At 71.1% G+C, this 2,195-nt stretch carries 2 protein-coding genes; one reads left to right on the top strand and one right to left on the bottom strand.

Going from position 1 to position 2,195, the window contains the following annotated elements; genetic code table 11:
- Positions 1 to 9: 9 nt before the first annotated feature.
- The gene (locus WBP48_RS16585; protein WP_424441846.1) at positions 10 to 1,389 is read right to left on the bottom strand and encodes a hypothetical protein; all 1,380 of its coding nucleotides are present in this window, start codon (positions 1,387 to 1,389) and stop codon (positions 10 to 12) included.
- 212 nt (positions 1,390 to 1,601) lie between these two features.
- Here WBP48_RS16585 and WBP48_RS16580 point away from each other — a divergent pair.
- A partial coding sequence (locus tag WBP48_RS16580; RefSeq protein WP_424441845.1) for an ABC transporter ATP-binding protein occupies positions 1,602 to 2,195 on the top strand: 594 nt, incomplete at its 3' end.

The raw sequence follows: 2,195 nt of genomic DNA, 5'->3' as shown, positions 1-2,195 counted from the left end.
GGCGTGGCGTCAGCGCGCGACGACGGGGAGCGAGCCGGTGGTCGTGGTCGCGGCGAGCGCCAACCGCTCGCGCAACGCGACGAGCGAGGTCTCGGGCCGCCACAGGGCGGCGAGGCTCCAGCCGAACAGGCCTACCACGAGAGCATTGCGTGCCAGCAGCACGGCCGCCGCGAACGGGTGCGCGTCGATCAACGGCAGATACAGCACCGGGAACACGAGCGTCGTGAGGAAGCACACCATCGCCATCCACTCGGCCACCCGGGCCCACGCACGCCGATCGACGAGCAGCCCCACGGCGACGATCGGCGCGAGCCACAGCATGTACTGCGGCGAGCCGACCTTGTTGAAGACGATGAGCGCGGCAGCGAGCGCGAACGCGCCGCGGACGATCAGCCGCTGCTCCGCGAGCGGCGTCAGCGTGCCCTCGGCGAGCGCGCGGCGGCGCGCGCGCAACAGCAGCACCAGGATGACGGCGAACGCGATCGGCATGAGCAGCGTCACGAGCACGCCCGCCGCCTGGGCACCGGGACCCGCGACCTCGCGTGTCGCGAGCACGTAGTTCTGCCGGATCTGTGCCCCCGGCATCCCGAGCACCGTCGCCCAGACCCACGGCGTCGCGACCGGCGCTTCGAGCTGCAGCGAGCGATCGCCCTGGATCGTGGCGAAGCCGAAGAGGTTCGCGCCGCCGCCGTACACGATGACGACGCCGGCGATCGCGGCGCTGACGGCGAGACCTCCTGCGATGATCCGTGCCCGCAGCGACGAGATCGCGACTGCGGCACCGGCGATGGCGGCGGGCCACACCTTGATCCACGTCGCCGCGGCGATAAGCGCACCCGCGACGGCGGGACGCCGCACGAGCCAGACCATCGCGGCGATCGCCAGAGGCGCGGCGAAGCCCTCGAGCCGCAGCATCGAGACCGGAGCGAGCAGCAGCTCGACGGCCAGCCAGTACCACGCGGCGACATACCCCTTGCGGCGGCGCAGATTGCCGGTCAGCGAGGCGATCGCGAGCCCGTTGGCGGATGCCGTCAGCAACAGCCACACGAGCTGGTAGCTCCACGGCCCGAACACGATGGCGGCCATGATCGGCGCGAGTGCACCGGCCGGGTAGACCCAGCCGTAGTCGATGACGGGCCAGTAGCCGTGCAGCGCCTGCTCGGCCCACAACCGGTAGAGCGGCAGGTCGCCCTCGGTGCCGCCGAACACGATGACGTGCAGCAACCCCACCAGGTAGACGACGTGGACCGCCACGAAGCCGGTGACCAGGCCGCGCGGCGTGAGTGCGAAGCGCACCGCACGAGGACGAAGCCGCTGTCCCCGCCGCACGATGGCAGAGCCGAAATGGCGAAGACGCCGAGAACGGGAGACCTCTGGAGCGCTCGTCACGCGTGCGAGTGTAAAGACGCGAGATGTCTTCCAGGTGGACGCGACTTTTCCGTTCGCTGGCAATCCGCTATGCGCGACCGGCACCGCGCACGCCGGCGCGCACACTCCCCCGCGAGAAGGATGCCGCGGCATCCGCGAACCCGTCGCCGGGGGGAGGCTCGCGGCATCCGCGGCGCGTAGCGTCGAGTGCGACATCCCCACAGGAGGAACGCATGCTCGAGCTTTCCGGCATCACGAAGAGCTACGGCACCCATCGGGTGCTCGACGACGTCGGTTTTCAGGTCGCACCGGGCCGGCTGACGGGATTCGTCGGCGGCAACGGCGCCGGCAAGACGACGACGATGCGGATCGTCCTCGGCGTGCTCGCGCGCGACGCCGGCGAGGTCACTCTCGACGGCAACCCGGTGACCGCCGCCGACCGGCGTCTGTTCGGGTACATGCCGGAGGAGCGCGGGCTCTACCCCAAGATGCGCGTGCTCGAGCACATCGTCTACCTCGCCCGACTGCACGGCTTCGACAAGGCCGACGCCGCCACCCGGGCCGAGGCGCTGCTGACCGAGCTCGGCCTCGGCGAGCGCCTGCAGGACAACATCGAGACACTGTCGCTCGGCAACCAGCAGCGCGCGCAGATTGCCGCGGCCCTCGTGCACGACCCCGAGGTGCTGATCCTCGACGAGCCGTTCTCGGGACTCGATCCGCTCGCCGTCGACGTCGTCGCCGGCGTGCTGCAGTCGCGCGCGGCGGCGGGTGCCGCGGTGCTGTTCTCGTCGCACCAGCTCGACGTCGTCGAGCGGCTGTGCGACGAC

Source organism: Microbacterium sp., assembly GCF_049661145.1.
GTDB lineage: Bacteria > Actinomycetota > Actinomycetes > Actinomycetales > Microbacteriaceae > Microbacterium.
This window is presented reverse-complemented; position numbering and strand designations above follow the sequence as displayed.